Genomic DNA, 13863 nt, shown 5'->3' on the forward strand with positions numbered 1-13863 from the left:
GACGGACACCCTCTGGTTCTGGAACGAGCTCGACTTAGCCCTTGCTGGCTCCTGCCAGCAAACCTCGCACGAAGAATCGTTGCAGTGCGAAGAAGACAACCAGCGGAATGATCATCGAGATGAACGCTCCGGCTGTGAGCAGCTCCCACGATTGGCCATAAGAACCTGAGAGGTCTTGAAGCGCCTTGGTAATCGGAAGTTCCCCACCGGAGGTGAAGACCGTGGCCACCAGCAAGTCATTCCATACCCAGAGGAATTGGAAAATTCCAAACGACGCGATGGCAGGTGTCGCCAGCGGAAGGACGATACGAGTGAATATAGTTCCGTGCCCGGCACCGTCTACTCGTGCAGCTTCAATGACTTCTTCCGGGATTTCCGAAATGAAGTTATGCAGCATGAAGATCGCCAGAGGCAAGGCGAAAATCGTATGGGCAATCCAAACCTTGGCATAGGCCCCGTCGAGCCCATTAACGCCTAGCCCGGGAAGGATATACAACCCACCGATTTTCACGCCATCGGAAAACATCTGCAGCAGTGGAACCAGCGCCATCTGGATCGGGACAATCTGCAATGCAAAGACCAAGATGAATAGAGTGTTGCGCCCTTTGAAATTGATCCAGGCAAAAGCGTAGGCCGCCAAGCTGGCAATGATGATCGGGATGATGGCAGCCGGGATCGTAATGACCAAGGAGTTCAAGAACGCCTTGGACAGCGGCAAGCTGTCGCCCGAGACGAACGCTTGCGCGTAGTTCTCCAGCGTAAATGACGGGTTGGACAGGGCAGTCCACCAGCCAGTGGTTTTGATGTCGTTGGCTTCACGGAATGAGGAGACAAAAAGCCCAAATGTCGGGATGGTCCAGATCGCGGCGATAAGGAACGCAGCGGCCGTGGCAATTCGAGACGAACTGGCCTTGCGCAGTTTCCCGCCGGTTTTTTCGGTGGCTTTAAGCAAGCGGCGCGAGGAATCACTGACCGTACTCATCGAGTGCCTCCTTGTTTCTTTTGCTGGCGAACGTTGTAGATGATGATCGGAAGCACCAGGACAAACAGGACTACTGCCAATGCGGAGCTGTAACCGGTGCGGCTGCCCAGCTGGAACTGCCGGACCATTTCGTAGGCCAGAACCGTGGTCTCGGAGCGTCCACCGGTCATGGAGGACACGATGTCATAGACCTTCAGCGAAGCAATGGAAATGGTGGTCAGCACAACGATGACCGATGAGCGGATTCCCGGCAGCGTGACATTCATGAAGCTCTGCCACGGGGTGGTGCCGTCCAAGGCAGCTGCTTCAAGCTGTTCGGCAGGGACCGCTTTAATTGCCGCGGACAGAATCACCATGGCGAAGCCAGCTTGGGTCCAGATCAGGATGATGACCAGGAACAGGGTGTTCCATGGTTCCAGTCCTAGCCAGTCCACCGGTTTCGCCCCGAAGGCGGTGATGATTGCGTTCAATACGCCAATTTGTTCGCCTTGCCGCGCATCATAGAAGAATTTGAAGATGATCGACGCGCCAACAAATGAAATTGCCATCGGCATGAAAACGAGCAGCTTGAAGAACTTCTCACCACGGCTCTTGTCGATGAAGGCGGCGTAGGCCAAGCCGATAATCGTTGAAACCACCGGGGCTACCAAGACCCAGACCAGCGTATTGAGCAGGGCGGTCAAGCCATCGGGGCTGGCAAAGACCCAGGCGAAGTTCGCCAGCCCGGCAAATCCGGAGCCGTCGTTGGTCATGAAAGCACTAATTGCTGTTCGGATGGTTGGGTAAATCAGCCCTATTGCCAGCAAGATCATGGCCGGGGCCAGGAATCCTGTTAGCTGAAGAAAAGTGCCGGCCCCCGACCGTGAGCGGCGGTCATAGAAATACACGGCAAGACCGAGAACGGCAGCCACTGCGGCGACCCACATGACCGAGGCATATAGCCCGAGCAATAAGAGTATTACTACAGGAACGAGCACGGAGGCGAGCAAACGAAGAATTGCGAAGCCACGTCCACGGTTCGTAGAAACCTCAACGAACGCAAGTACCAGGCCGATCACCACGGCAAAGGAAAGCAAAATTACCGGTATTTGAAGAAGCGGTGACAAGCCGGCAAGCCACTGGAAAAAATCAGACACGAGTCATATCTCCTTTAAAGCTGGAGAAGGCCGGTTGAACCGGCCTCCCCCACTTATTCACTGGTGACTAAGAGTCGTAACCGGCTTGGATGTTCTCTAGAACTTCATTGGTGGGCTTCCCATCGATCCAGTCCACAATTCCCTTCCAGAAGGAATCGGCACCGACGCTCTTTGGCATCAGGTCAGATCCGTCGAAACGGAAAGTGGTGCTTGGATCCTGCAGCAGTTCCACCGCAGAGCGCAGCAGATCACTGCTGGCATTTTCTGGATCAAGGCCGGAGTTTGCCGAGATCACGCCACCGAGCTTAACTCGGCTATTGGCCCAGTCTGCACTGGCCAGGTATTCCTGCACCTTCGCAGTGTCTTCGTCGTTCGAGAAGGCCGCGACGAATTCGCCACCGCCGACAACCGAAGTTGGATCACCCTCGTTGAATTGTGGTGCGATGAATGCCCAGACATCTCCGTCAGGAGCTACCGTAGGTGTTTCACCGTCTGCGTTCTTGGCATCAAGGATGAAGCCTTCGAGGAATGAAGCCTGGTGGGTCAGCGGGCAAGTGCCCTTGGCAACTGCGGTGCCGATGTCACCAAACGCGGTGGCATTAATGGACTTTACATCTCCATAGCCTGCGTTGACCTGCTTTGGATCCAGCAAGATCTCGCCAACTGAATCAAATGCGCTGGTGATTTCTGGCGAGGTGAATTCCAGTTCTCCGGACACCCATTTGTCATAGGCTTCGGTACCCGACTGGCGCAGGACAGCGTCCTCAATCCAGTCAGTGCCTGGCCAACCCGATGCTTCGCCCGAGGCAAATCCTGCACACCAGGCAGGCTCATCGGTCTTCTTGGTAATTTCGGTTCCCAGCGCGGTCATTTCGTCCCAAGTCTTGGGAACGCTGACGCCCCATTCCTCGAACTGCTTGGGCGAATACCAGATGTAGCCCTTGACGCTGGCCATCAGCGGAGCACCATACTGGACGCCGTCCACCTTGCCGTAGTTCTGCCAGTCCTCAGACCAGTTCTTCCCCACTTCAGCTTGGGCGCCTTCAGGAAGTTTCTGCACCTTGCCCGAAGCTACGGTAGCTTCCAGCAAACCTGGCTGAGGGAAGACTGCTAGGTCAGGCGTATCTCCGCCCTGGACCTTGATGCCCAACTGGGATTCGAAGTTCTTGTCGCCGGTGTAGCGGATCTTGATGCCGTTCTCTTCAGACCAGTCGGCCCAGGACTTCTCGAGCAGCTCAGCTTCGGTGCCAGTGACTGGTCCGTAGACATCCACTACTCCGTCGGATTCGGCAACTTGGGTCTCCCCGCCTTGGGCATTGGGATCATTGGGATCTGCTCCCCCGGAGCAACCGGCCAGCAGCAAACCGATTGAGGCCACGGAAAGAGCGGGAACGAGCTTCAACCCACGTTTTGTTTTCTTCATGATGCCTTCCACTTTTGAGTTGTACCCTGCGGGAAGTTCCAGCTTGGCACGACTGATCCCCTCCATAGTGACGCAGATCATCGACGCGCGTCAACTGCCGAGCGCACGAGACCCGGAGAAAATCCTCAAGAGGGGGCTAAGCGGGAGCTATTCCAGAACTTTCCCTGATCACCATGACGGGAGTGAAGAGCTGTTGAATGACGTCGCTGGATCGGCCTTCGATCTGTTCCACCAGCGCGTCAACCGCGGTGTGGGCAATAACTTCACCGGAAGGTGCCACCGTGGTCAGCGCAGGCGAAACCATTTCTGCCGAACGGTCACCGATTCCCAAAGCGACAACCGAGACGTCCGCTGGAATCGACAAGCCAGCCATTCCTGCAGCATTCAGGAAACCAGCAGTGGCGAACTCTTTGAGTCCTACCACCGCACTCGGGCGCGGGTTGAATTTCAGGTAGCCGTCCAAGGCTTGCCGGCCACCGCGGGCGTTATTCTCCACGGGCATCTCAACAATTGACATATTCTGTGCCTGCGCTGATTCGGTGATGGCTCGTGCGGTACGGATTGCCGGGCCATTGCCAGCGGCCTGATCTTGTTGCGAAACATTGATGTACATGATGGATCGGTGACCCAATCCGGCCAGATGCTCTATTGCTAGGCGTCCTGCTTCAGCGAAATCATTGTCAACATAAATCACGTCATCGCTGTCATCGGGCCGGCCAATGGAAGCGAAAGGAATTTTGGCGCGACGCAGAACATCAAAGCGCGGATCAGAAATTGAAACCTCCATGAGCAGCACTCCGGCCACTAATTTCTGGGCAACAAGGCTTTCCATGCCCATGACGTCGGTCATCGGGTTGGACCAGAGCAGCATGTGATAGCCCAGGGCACGAGCCCGCTCCATGGCCGCAGTGACATACTCGAACTCAGTGGATGAGTAGCCGTCAACACTGGTTGGAAAATGCAATGCAAGGATGCCGCGACGTGCACCCGCCAGCCCCTGAGCAAAAGCGTTCGGGGTGTAATTCAAGTCCCGCATGGCGGCCAAAACCCTGGTCTTGGTCGCTTCTGAGATGGTGCGCCGTCCACTGATCACGTAGGAAACGGTACTGGGAGATACGCCGGCAAGGCGTGCAACATCATCTCTTGTAGCCATTTGTCCTCCGCTTCAACATGCAGTTACGTAGCTTCTATTGAAACACGTCAGTGAACGGGCGCACTGTCAACAGCTGTGCAAATGCCGGCTACCGGCTGGCTACGAATGCCTGCACGCAGGCTTCGATATCCTCAGCCGAATGCGCAGCAGAAAGCTGGACTCGGATACGCGCGGCACCCTTTGGCACCACAGGGAAGCTGAAGGCGGTCACGAAGACGCCCTGCTCCAGCATCTTGCCTGCAACTTCTGCGGCCTTGACCGCATCGCCGAACATCACTGGAATGATGGCATGCTCGCCTTCGAGCAATTCAAAGCCTTCTTCGTTCATGCGGCGGCGGAAGTGCGCTGCGTTCTCGAAGAGCTTCTCGCGCAGGTCCCCGGAATCAACAACCAGATCCAGCGCCTTCAACGTAGCAGCCACGATCGATGGCGCCAGCGAGTTGGAGAACAGGTACGGGCGGGCCTTCTGGCGCAGCATCGCAACAATTTCCCCGCGGCCGGATACGTAGCCGCCCGAAGCGCCGCCCAAGGCCTTGCCGAAGGTGCCGGTGTAGATGTCCACCCGGTCCGAAACCCCTGCGTGCTCCGGGGTGCCGGCGCCGGTTGCGCCCATGAAGCCCACTGCGTGGGAATCATCCACCATGACCAGTGCGCCATACTTGTCAGCCAGATCGCAGATAGCTTCCAAAGGTGCCAAGAAGCCGTCCATGGAGAACACACCGTCGGTGACGATGATGGTTCGGCGAGCGCCTGCCCCATCATTTGACGCCGCAACTGCTTGCAACTGGGTTTCCAGATCTGCCATGTCCTGGTTGGCATAGCGGAAACGCGCTGCCTTGGACAACCGAATGCCATCAATGATCGAGGCATGGTTCAGCGCATCGGAGATGATCGCGTCTTCCTTGCCGAACAAGGACTCAAAGACGCCACCATTGGCGTCGAAGCAGCTGGAGAACAGGATCGTGTCTTCAGTTCCTAGGAAGGCCGAGAGCTTGGATTCAAGTTCTAAGTGCAGATCCTGGGTGCCGCAGATGAAGCGGACCGAGGCCATGCCGAAGCCACGCTCGTCCATAGCATTTTTTGCCGCGTCGATGATGCGGGCATCATCGGCTAGGCCCAGGTAGTTATTCGCGCAGAAGTTCAGCACTCGGCGAGCTTCACTGCCCAAGGAACCGGCCATAATAGACGCGGACTGCGCCGAATCGATGTGGCGTTCTGCTTTAAAAAGTCCTGCTTCTTTAAGCTGTTCCAGTTCCGTGGACAGCTGGTTTTTCATATCTGTGTACATGTCATATCTCCTAGAAAACTGTCCAGTCCAAAACAACCTTGCCGCCGTGCCCACCGCGTGCGGCGGTGAATCCGTCCTGCCATTCGGTGGCAGGGATGAAGTCGGTAACTACCGAAGCTACGCGTTCGCGCAAAACGTCCGAGGTGGTGAGCATGGCGCTCATGGCGTACCAAGTTTCAAACATTTCGCGCCCATAGATCCCCTTCAAGGTGAGCATGTGGGTGACAACCTTGCCCCAGTTGATGTCGATCGATTCGCTGGGAAGTCCCAGCATGCTGATCTTGCCGCCGTGGTTCATGTTTTCGATCATTTCTGGCAATGCGGTCTTGTGCCCCGACATTTCCATGCCGAAGTCGAAACCTTCGCGCATGCCCAGTTCCTTCTGAGCGTCGGCGACGCGCTGCTTAGAAACGTTGATGGCGAGGTTTACGCCCATGCTGCGGGCCAGTTCCAGGCGTTGCTCGGAGACGTCGGTGATGGCGATGTTGCGCGCTCCGGCATGGCGGGCTACCGCTGCCGCCATCAAACCGATGGGTCCCGCTCCGGTGATCAGGACATCCTCGCCGACCATGGGGAACTGCAGCGCGGTGTGTACCGCATTGCCGAACGGATCAAAAATTGCGCCGAGCAGCGGGGTGATGCGCTCGTCGCGGTGAATGTACACATTGCTTGCCGGAATTACCACGTATTCGGCGAACGCGCCATCGCGCTGCACGCCAACGGAATTGACGTTGATGCACATGTGCGGGCGTCCGGCGCGGCAATTTCTGCAGATACCGCAGACCACGTGGCCCTCGCCGGAAACGCGGTCTCCGACTTTAACGCCGTGTGCGAAGGATCCAACCTCCACGACTTCGCCGTAAAACTCGTGCCCCGGGACCAGCGGTGTGTTGATCATGGCCTGCGCGGCCTCATCATAGGCTTCAATATGCAGGTCGGTGCCGCAGATGCCAGCGGTCATGACGCGGATTTTCACGTCATGGGCTCCGGTCTCTGGCTCAGGCCGGTCAACGAGTTCCAGTCCGGCGTGTGGGCCGGACTTATATAGAGCTTTCATGCTGGTTCCTTTGAGATCGGGCACCGAGGTGCGCACGACAGACTTGGCGTTGCTTCAAGTGTCGCACCCAACACCGCGGGATAAAACCTTAGAAGAACTTCGATTTCCTGATCTAACGATTTAGTATTTACTTCATGGAATTACATCAGTTGCGAATTCTTCGCGAGCTAGCGGACTTAGGTAGCGTCAACGCCGTGGCCAAGGCCCTCTACGTCTCGCCTTCGGCGGTGTCCCAACACCTCGCGCAGTTGCAACGCGGCTTCCCGACTCCGCTGACTCAAAAGGATGGACGCAGGTTGGTGTTAACGGCAGAGGGTAAATTATTGGCATCAGCTGCCGCGTCGGTCGCCTCAACGTTGGCTGAGGTTTCAGCAAAAATCCGCACCCAGGATCAGGACCGCGATGCCCCCGTTCGCATCGCCGGGTTCCACTCTATCGGGCAGACGCTCTTCGCTCCGTTGCTGGCCTACCCGCAAGGCAGCCTACCCCCGCTGCGGTTCTCGGATGAAGACGTATCCCAGCAGGACTTTCCGGCATTGACCTCCGCCTACGATCTGGTCCTCGCCCACCGCATGCCGCATACCGCTCCGTGGCCTGAAAACCAGATCACCGTCATCCCCTTGGCCTTCGAACCACTGGACATCGCGATTCACCGGGAGCACCCGCTGGCAGCCTTCGAGGAATTGACCCCGCAACAGCTGATCGGCGAACGCTGGGTGGTCTCCCGTGCGGGCTACTCCCCCGCCGATGTGCTGGAAACTATTGCCGCTCTGGCCGGCAGCGCACCGGTGGTTGAGCATCGAGTCAACGACTATGCCACCGCCGGTGCCCTAGTGCAGGCCAGTAGCTGCCTAGGAATCCTTCCGCGATATACGGCGCGCAAATCGCTGGACGAGTCGGTGACTTTACGACCCATTAAAGGGCTAAACTCCGGACGACAAATCGACCTGCTGCTGCGCGCCGAACATCTGCACCGTGCACCGGTCAACGAGGTGATCGAGGCTATACGCAGTACCGTGCGACGTCTGATGCTCAGCTAATGCCCGCGCACGGCAAGCACGCTTGAACATGGTGCTGGTCGATGCGCTGACCGTGGAAGCTGGCAGGATCATCGAGCCGATCATCTACTTCATATCGCCGGTAGGCTCGGCGGGCCCTGAGTCCGCCGAGCCTACCGGCGAAAGGTTCTAGATACAGCACCGCCCGCCCTCAAACCAGAGGACGGGCGGTGCTTGCGAATGCTGCAGATCAGCCGTTGAAGCTGTCAGGATCCGGGCCGGTGCGGCCGCCGCGATCCAGCGCGTCAATCGCGGCTAGTTCTTCGGCGGACAGCTCGAAGCCGAACAGATCCAGGTTCTGCACGATGCGCGATTCGGTGACCGACTTCGGGATGATCACCCGGCCCCGCTGCAGGTGCCAGCGCAGAATTACCTGCGCGGCGGTGACCTGGTGCGCTTCGCCGATCGCCAGGATCGATGCGTCGTTCAGCAGCGCCCCCTGGGCCAGCGGGCTCCACGCCTCGGTGGCAATGCCATGCCCGGCATTGGCGGCGCTGACTTCAGCATTCTGCAAGGCAGGATGCAGCTCAACCTGGTTGACCGCAGGAACAACATCCGTGGCATCAATCAGCTTCTGCAGGTGAGTCGGCTGGAAATTAGAGACGCCGATAGCGCGGATCTTCTTCTCGGCATACAGCTTCTCCAGCGCCTTCCAGGTCTCCACATACAGTTCCTTCTCCGGAGCCGGCCAGTGGATCAGGAACAAGTCCAGGTAATCCAGGCCCAGGCGCTGCAGGCTCTCGTCAAATGCTTTTAAGGTCTGCTCGTAGCCCATGTCCGAGATCCAGATCTTGGACGTGATGAACAGTTCCTCACGGTTAATGCCGGACTCGGCCAACGCCTTGCCCACGCCTTCTTCGTTACCGTAGATCGCTGCGGTGTCAATACTGCGGTAGCCGGCCTTCAGTGCGGCGGCCACGGCGGTGGTGGTTTCTTCGTTCGGAACCTGGAAGACACCGAAGCCGATCTGCGGCATCTGCACGCCGTTATTCAGGGTAACGGCGGGAACAACTGTCGTCATTTCTAACTCCTTAAATTGTGTGGTGGATCAGTGAAAATTGGGGGGGGTCAGTTAGCCGGGGTCAGTTCCGCCACGACCGGGGCCTTCTTGGCCAGGTTCATGGCCAACAGCATCAGCAGCAGCGCGGCGACGGTGATCGCGGCGCCAATCCAGATTGGCGAGGTATAGCCCAGTCCCGCGGCGATGCCCATGCCGCCGGCCCAGGCACCCAGGGCGTTGCCGACATTAAAGGCGCCGATGTTTGCGCCGGAGGCCAAGGTGGGTGCTGAGCCTGCGTAGCGCATGATGCGGCTTTGCAGGCCAGGCACGGTACCGAAGCCAAAACCACCCATGAGGAACAACGCCACGATGGTGGCCACCTGACTGGTAGCCAGCGCGCCGAAGGCAATGAGGACCACGAGCAATGCGCCAATGAAGATCAGCAGGGTGCGGTCGATGTTCTTGTCGGCCATGCGTCCACCTAGCCAGTTGCCGGCGAACAGACCGGCACCGAAGAGGACCAGCAGCCACGGCACGGTATGGGAATTAAATCCGGAGACTTCGGTCAGGGTGTAAGCGATATAAGTGAAGGCACCAAACATGCCGCCGTAACCGAGCACCGTCACACCCAGCGACAGCCAGACCTGCCGGGATTTGAAGGCTCCCAGCTCGCTGCGCAGCGAGATTGCCTCAGCCGCCTGCTTAAGTACCGGTACCAGCGCCAGGATGCCGATCAGCGCGATCACGCCGATGCCTGAGATCGCCCAGAAGGTGGAACGCCACCCTGCCTGCTGGCCTAGGAAAGTGCCAAAAGGCACGCCCAGTACGTTGGCTGCGGTGAGTCCGGTGAACATGATGGCAATAGCACCCGCCTTCTTATTGGCGGGAACCAGATCGGCGGCGACCACGGACCCGATGCCGAAGAAGGCGCCATGGCACAGGGCGGCGATGACGCGGCCAAGCATGGCGACCTCGTAGGTCGCGGCGACGGCCGTGAGCGTATTACCGATGATGAACAGCACCAGCAGGCCGGCCAGCACGGGTTTGCGCGGCAATCGCACGGTAGCTGCAGTTAGTCCGAGCGCACCGACCACCACGCTGAGCGCGTAGCCGGAGATCAGCCAGCCGGCGGCTGCCTCGCTGACGGCGAAGTCCGCAGCCACCTCCGGAAGCAGGCCCATGATCACAAATTCGGTGAGCCCGATGCCGAAGGCACCGAGGGCCAACGCAATAAGTCCGAGCGGCATGACGTTACTCCTGATAAGCTGGAAGAAATTAGTTGCAGACGCTTGTTATTGCGTCGATGAATATAATAGTTGCACACGCAAGTAATGAGCGCAACCAACAAATATGGGAGTTGTTATGGGAATCGCAGATGACGCCGTTGAAATCCGCTCACGCGGATGGCGCACTTTGGCGGCATTGCACGGAATAATCGAGGCCGCACTGGAAAAGGATCTCACCGCTCACGCCGGCCTTTCCGTGGTCGAGTTCACACTGCTGGATGCGCTGAACCGGCAAGACGGATGGCATATGCGCATGGCGCAGTTAGCCCGAGCCACCGCATTAAGCCCGAGCGCCACCACCAGGCTGGTCACCCGTCTGGAGGACCGGCACCTGCTCTCGCGCGTGCTGTGCGCCGATGACCGGCGCGGCATTTACACCGAACTGACCGAAGCTGGCCAGGAGCTGTACCTGAGGGCCAAACCGATTCACGATGAAACGCTGGAACGAGTGCTCAACGATGCCGAGAAACTACCCGAGCTGGCCCCGCTGGCCCGGACCCTGCATCAGCTCCCCGTCTCCTAGCCTCCGCATTCGGATTCAAAAAGGAACCACCGATGAACCCAAAATTCTCCGCTCTGCTCTTTGACTGCGACGGGGTCCTGGTGGACTCCGAATCCCTCACTAACGCGGTGCTGCGCCAGATGCTGATCGAGCTTGGATGGAATCTCAGCCAGGAAGAATGCATCCAGATTTTCATCGGCAAGGCATTGAAAGATCAATGGCAGCCAATTCTCGCCCACACCGGATTCCGCATCGACGACGCCTGGATCTCCCGGTTCCGGACACGACGCGACGAGGCGCTGCGCGCGAACCTGCAGCCCATTCCCGGCGCCCTGGAAGCAGTCGCGCAAATTCCCGGGAGCTACGGCAACAAGATCGCCTGCGCCACCGGGGCCGATCGCGGCAAGGTGGAAATGCAGCTCTCGCTCACCGGGCTGGCACCGTTTTTCGGCGACCGGGTGTTCAGCGGCATGGAATACCCGCGCAGTAAACCGGCACCGGATGTCTATCTGGCGGCTGCAGCTGCGCTCGGGGTCGATCCGCGTCAGGCGCTGGTAATCGAAGATACCGCCACCGGAGTCACCGCAGGTGTCGCCGCCGGGGCCACCGTGTACGGATATTGCTCGGGCGGCCCGACCAGCACCAGCCCTCAGGCGCTGACCGCCGCGGGTGCCAGCCACATTTTCACCAGCATGGGCGAACTCCCCGCGCTAGTCTCGTCGAATTAGCGCCCCAGAAAACCCCCGGCAGGGACGATCCGTGGTGCCTCCGGAAACGGCCGTTTTGGCATCAACATCTAAGATCCGGATCAGCCGCTCCGGCACACTCACCTCTTCAGCAGCATATTCAGGGTATCCAAGCCGATTCGTCCCAAGGGGTCGGCGGTGCCCAGCGGCGCGGTGAGCATGGCGTAGCGCAGTGCCCAACCACGCGCCCGCAGCCACATTGCTGTCCCGCGATCTGCAGCGTACCGACGCAACTCTTGATCACGCACCGGCTCGGTAAAGTGCATCCACAGCATTCCCAGATCCGAAGCGGGATCTCCGGCGCAGAGGTCTCCAAAATCCACCAATGCGGACAGTTCAGCCTTGCCACCACCGGTGGTCACAATCGTATTGTGCGGATGCGGATCGCCGTGGAGCCAGCGTGGCGGCCCGCCGTAGGCATCAGCTTCTAATGACTGTTCCCAGATGAATTGCGCACCGCGTCGGTACGTCGTTGGAAGCTGGGAGATCTGCTCTCTGGTGCGTTGATCCACTACTTGCAATTCGCAGCCTCTGAATTCACTGCGTGGCGCATCTTCGGGGGCAGGGCCATGCACCACCGACAAATAGTCGGTAAAAGCCGGCGCATAGGCATCACGTTGCCTTCGCCCCAGCGTCGCCGCGCTGATGCCAGGGACGTAACGGCAGATCGAAAAGGTGAACGGGTAGTCCGCTGACGGCTCCCCGATGAATACCGGAGCCCCCACATCCAAGCCGCTGTCGGACGACAGGCGAGGCAACCATTTCCGCTCCTTGTGCCCGATCTTCTCGGCGAGTGCACGACGAGGCAGTCGCACCAGTAAATCATCACCCAAACGGTAAACCTCGTTGTCCCACCCGGTAGCCAGATAAGTCAGAGTTCTTCCGGACCACTGACTCGCTTGCGCGCAGATCAATTCGCGCACCAACGCCCGATCAATAGACACTTCCGCCGCAGGTTTTGCCGAAACGGCCATTTCTTGGAAGGTCATTGCTCCATGCTAAATCAATCCCGCCAAAGCGATCGCGCGCATTCCGCTCGGTACGAGAATCCGAGACTAGATCTGGGAGATTTTTCATCCACTTTTCGCGGCAAAATCATCCGTGTCATCTGTTCGGTAATAGCGTGCGTGGAAACAACGTGCGGGACAATCGTGCTTTCCGCTACCTTGCGGTTTTCGTTCAGTGCGCTCGAGTTCTAGATGCGGACCTCATGACTAGTACCGCGTTTCTGTCTTCAGTTTGGCTTGGCAGCTCGGCATAGGCCTAGGCAAGTGACTGATTTTCGCGTTGTGTGAATAGGAAATTTAGGATTTGCTGTCCGGCATAGTATTAGCGTCGTGAAGGGAGGCCTATTTCCTTCGTCGATTGGCGGGTTCTCTTTTTCGTTTTTCAGAAACAGTACAAAGCCCCCTAGAACGCGTGCTCGAACACTGGAGCTTAAGGCCACTGGCTGCATAATTCCGAGAAATAACCCCCTTCACCGAACGCTCAAAGGGATGTTAATCATCCAAATTGACGATAGCCGTGGCCGCCAAAGCAACGTACTGTGAAGATGGTAGTTCTAATAGGAACCAGTCAGTTTGAACTTGGATTGGATTACCTGACATGCACAGAAGGGCTTCGTGAGTCGCATGCTTGCTTGGTTTGGCTTGGAAGAAAAGGCTAAAAACGAATCGGAACAACCAGACGATGGCGTGAGCGAAAAAACTAAATGGGGATCCCTGCTCCTCTGCCTCGCTTTGGCATTTGCGGTTTTTGCCGTAACTCATTGGCTACTTAGCGGCGCTTCCGGCTTTGCATCCTATGTGCCCGGAATATGCGCCGCAGGCACCCTGCTCATTGGTTCGCTCATTTCCGAACACTCCCTAGCCCGCGGTGAAGACCATTCCCCGGACCCACGCTCCGGCAAAAACTAAATCCCGTAACGTCAATCGCGTGTCGCGCGCGTTGGCCGCATCCTGAGGTCAAATGGTGATCTGGGCCGGCTCCGGCAACGCGGGTGCCAGCGAGTTGAACTTCGAAGCTCTTCTCCACTATCCCACCGCTCCCGCCCACGCTATAAGATTCACCATTCTAAAAAACGGCACCGTCTGGCGAGCGCCGCCACACGAAACCGCCCGCAGAGGCGGCGATGGCCAGACTGATCCGAGTATTACTTCCGAACTCTGGCAACGCCCGCGAGCGATCACCGGAACATCGTGGCTTATGAAGAAAAACAGCGAACCCCGAATT

General features: G+C 58.1%; 15 protein-coding genes. 6 read left to right on the top strand and 9 right to left on the bottom strand.

The features are described 5' to 3' along the window. Positions 1-34: 34 nt before the first annotated feature. The 6 genes from CIK76_RS14000 to tdh form a co-directional block, all read right to left on the bottom strand. Entirely contained in the window at positions 35-982 is a 948-nt protein-coding gene (locus CIK76_RS14000) for a carbohydrate ABC transporter permease (protein ID WP_096256705.1), read from the bottom strand. After that, complete coding sequence (locus CIK76_RS14005) at positions 979-2118, bottom strand: sugar ABC transporter permease (RefSeq protein WP_096287486.1); 1140 nt, start codon at positions 2116-2118, stop codon at positions 979-981. The genes CIK76_RS14000 and CIK76_RS14005 overlap by 4 nt, the downstream gene beginning before the upstream one ends. A 67-nt stretch (positions 2119-2185) precedes the next feature. Then, a complete protein-coding gene (locus CIK76_RS14010; protein ID WP_255248481.1) occupies positions 2186-3541 on the bottom strand; it encodes an extracellular solute-binding protein in 1356 nt (451 codons plus the stop codon). Positions 3542-3677: 136 nt separating this feature from the next. Beyond that, positions 3678-4694: a LacI family DNA-binding transcriptional regulator gene (locus CIK76_RS14015; RefSeq protein ID WP_096287488.1), complete on the bottom strand. Its 1017-nt coding sequence runs from the start codon at positions 4692-4694 to the stop codon at positions 3678-3680. Positions 4695-4782: 88 nt separating this feature from the next. Further along, the gene (locus tag CIK76_RS14020; protein WP_096287490.1) at positions 4783-5982 is read right to left on the bottom strand and encodes a glycine C-acetyltransferase; all 1200 of its coding nucleotides are present in this window, start codon (positions 5980-5982) and stop codon (positions 4783-4785) included. Positions 5983-5992: 10 nt separating this feature from the next. Continuing rightward, positions 5993-7039: an L-threonine 3-dehydrogenase gene (tdh, locus tag CIK76_RS14025; RefSeq protein WP_096256701.1), complete on the bottom strand. Its 1047-nt coding sequence runs from the start codon at positions 7037-7039 to the stop codon at positions 5993-5995. A 134-nt stretch (positions 7040-7173) separates the two neighbouring features. Between tdh and CIK76_RS14030 the strand changes: the two genes are divergently transcribed. After that, positions 7174-8079 (top strand): LysR family transcriptional regulator, encoded by a 906-nt coding sequence (locus CIK76_RS14030; RefSeq protein WP_096256700.1) that lies wholly within the window; start codon positions 7174-7176, stop codon positions 8077-8079. 28 nt (positions 8080-8107) lie between these two features. Next, positions 8108-8230: a hypothetical protein gene (locus tag CIK76_RS19880; protein WP_255248482.1), complete on the top strand. Its 123-nt coding sequence runs from the start codon at positions 8108-8110 to the stop codon at positions 8228-8230. Between the two features lie 57 nt (positions 8231-8287). Here CIK76_RS19880 and CIK76_RS14035 read toward each other — a convergent pair whose 3' ends face one another. Together CIK76_RS14035 and CIK76_RS14040 are read right to left on the bottom strand one after the other, a co-directional pair. Beyond that, entirely contained in the window at positions 8288-9118 is an 831-nt protein-coding gene (locus CIK76_RS14035; protein ID WP_096287492.1) for an aldo/keto reductase, read from the bottom strand. A gap of 47 nt (positions 9119-9165) precedes the next feature. Further along, on the bottom strand, positions 9166-10344 hold the full coding sequence (locus tag CIK76_RS14040) for an MFS transporter (protein ID WP_096287494.1): 1179 nt from the start codon (positions 10342-10344) through the stop codon (positions 9166-9168). 115 nt (positions 10345-10459) lie between these two features. On the opposite strand from CIK76_RS14040, the gene CIK76_RS14045 reads away from it, so the two are divergent. Both CIK76_RS14045 and CIK76_RS14050 read left to right on the top strand, forming a co-directional pair. Further along, a complete protein-coding gene (locus CIK76_RS14045) occupies positions 10460-10906 on the top strand; it encodes a MarR family transcriptional regulator (protein WP_096256698.1) in 447 nt (148 codons plus the stop codon). A 32-nt stretch (positions 10907-10938) separates the two neighbouring features. Further along, positions 10939-11613, top strand: coding sequence for an HAD family phosphatase (locus CIK76_RS14050; protein WP_096287496.1), 675 nt, complete (start codon positions 10939-10941; stop codon positions 11611-11613). A gap of 98 nt (positions 11614-11711) precedes the next feature. On the opposite strand, the gene CIK76_RS14055 is transcribed toward CIK76_RS14050, so the two are convergent. Beyond that, on the bottom strand, positions 11712-12620 hold the full coding sequence (locus tag CIK76_RS14055; protein WP_096256696.1) for an aminoglycoside phosphotransferase family protein: 909 nt from the start codon (positions 12618-12620) through the stop codon (positions 11712-11714). Between the two features lie 705 nt (positions 12621-13325). Between CIK76_RS14055 and CIK76_RS14060 the strand changes: the two genes are divergently transcribed. Together CIK76_RS14060 and CIK76_RS19630 are read left to right on the top strand one after the other, a co-directional pair. Then, the gene (locus tag CIK76_RS14060; protein WP_141393565.1) at positions 13326-13547 is read left to right on the top strand and encodes a hypothetical protein; all 222 of its coding nucleotides are present in this window, start codon (positions 13326-13328) and stop codon (positions 13545-13547) included. Between the two features lie 52 nt (positions 13548-13599). Next, the coding region (locus CIK76_RS19630; protein ID WP_217990396.1) for a hypothetical protein at positions 13600-13863 on the top strand (264 nt) is incomplete at its 3' end.

Origin of the sequence: Glutamicibacter sp. BW80, assembly GCF_002332385.1 — a bacterium.
GTDB lineage: Bacteria > Actinomycetota > Actinomycetes > Actinomycetales > Micrococcaceae > Glutamicibacter.

What these genes read in the sequence shown, in the direction of transcription:
- CIK76_RS14000 (WP_096256705.1), bottom strand. Translation starts at nt 982, where the DNA reads ATGAGTACGGTCAGTGATTCCTCGCGCCGCTTGCTTAAAGCCACCGAA.
- CIK76_RS14010 (WP_255248481.1), bottom strand. Translation starts at nt 3,541, where the DNA reads ATGAAGAAAACAAAACGTGGGTTGAAGCTCGTTCCCGCTCTTTCCGTG.
- CIK76_RS14015 (WP_096287488.1), bottom strand. Translation starts at nt 4,694, where the DNA reads ATGGCTACAAGAGATGATGTTGCACGCCTTGCCGGCGTATCTCCCAGT.
- CIK76_RS14020 (WP_096287490.1), bottom strand. Translation starts at nt 5,982, where the DNA reads ATGTACACAGATATGAAAAACCAGCTGTCCACGGAACTGGAACAGCTT.
- tdh (WP_096256701.1), bottom strand. Translation starts at nt 7,039, where the DNA reads ATGAAAGCTCTATATAAGTCCGGCCCACACGCCGGACTGGAACTCGTT.
- CIK76_RS14030 (WP_096256700.1), top strand. Translation starts at nt 7,174, where the DNA reads ATGGAATTACATCAGTTGCGAATTCTTCGCGAGCTAGCGGACTTAGGT.
- CIK76_RS19880 (WP_255248482.1), top strand. Translation starts at nt 8,108, where the DNA reads ATGGTGCTGGTCGATGCGCTGACCGTGGAAGCTGGCAGGATCATCGAG.
- CIK76_RS14035 (WP_096287492.1), bottom strand. Translation starts at nt 9,118, where the DNA reads ATGACGACAGTTGTTCCCGCCGTTACCCTGAATAACGGCGTGCAGATG.
- CIK76_RS14040 (WP_096287494.1), bottom strand. Translation starts at nt 10,344, where the DNA reads ATGCCGCTCGGACTTATTGCGTTGGCCCTCGGTGCCTTCGGCATCGGG.
- CIK76_RS14045 (WP_096256698.1), top strand. Translation starts at nt 10,460, where the DNA reads ATGGGAATCGCAGATGACGCCGTTGAAATCCGCTCACGCGGATGGCGC.
- CIK76_RS14050 (WP_096287496.1), top strand. Translation starts at nt 10,939, where the DNA reads ATGAACCCAAAATTCTCCGCTCTGCTCTTTGACTGCGACGGGGTCCTG.
- CIK76_RS14055 (WP_096256696.1), bottom strand. Translation starts at nt 12,620, where the DNA reads ATGACCTTCCAAGAAATGGCCGTTTCGGCAAAACCTGCGGCGGAAGTG.